This window comes from Mycolicibacterium pyrenivorans (assembly GCF_025821625.1).
In the GTDB taxonomy this organism is placed as follows: domain Bacteria; phylum Actinomycetota; class Actinomycetes; order Mycobacteriales; family Mycobacteriaceae; genus Mycobacterium; species Mycobacterium pyrenivorans.
Genome location: NZ_JACKSH010000263.1, coordinates 1 through 580, shown reverse-complemented (window position 1 = coordinate 580; position 580 = coordinate 1). Strand labels below are relative to the sequence as shown.

Sequence of the window (580 nt, the reverse complement as noted above, 5' to 3'; positions counted from 1 at the left end):
TTGGATTCCACGTTGGCGTAATCGATGACCATCACCTGGCGGTCGGCATCGTCCTTGCCGGCTTCGACGTACGTGGCGAAATCGAAGGCGAGTTTGCCGGATTCAGCGTCACGCATGGAGTACAGCGGCCACAACAATTTGCCGACGAGGCCGGTGCTCCGGGTCAGCCGGTTGTCGCCAGTGCCAGTGTCGGCGTCGAAACGTTTGCCCTGCCACGGCATCCACAACGCCGTGACCGCTCGGGTCACCGTGTCGAGGGCGGGATTGGTCGTCGTCATGACCAAGATGCCCTCAGTCGGGCCGTCGAGGTCGACCGGTGGGGTACCCAGCCGAAACAGTTCGTTGAGCTGCGCCTCGGCCGAATCGGCGTCGTTGTCGGCGAGCGTGGACAGCTCGACGATCCAGCTCCACGCCGAGCGGGCCGCCCCTGATTGCCCCTCCGATACCGATTTTCGCAACCACTCCAACCTGTCGCCCGCGGCAGAATCCGCGGTGGTTCCTCCAACCTGTCGCCCGCGGCAGAATCCGCGGTGGTTCCCTGTTCGCTCATCGGCACCATCCCCGTTGAATTTCGAGCACC

The 580-nt window shown here is 64.0% G+C and carries 1 protein-coding gene; it reads right to left on the bottom strand.

Annotated features, from left to right (window positions below):
- A partial coding sequence (locus tag H7I57_RS29355) for a hypothetical protein (protein ID WP_264028049.1) occupies positions 1-458 on the bottom strand: 458 nt, incomplete at its 3' end.
- Positions 459-580: the final 122 nt, after the last annotated feature.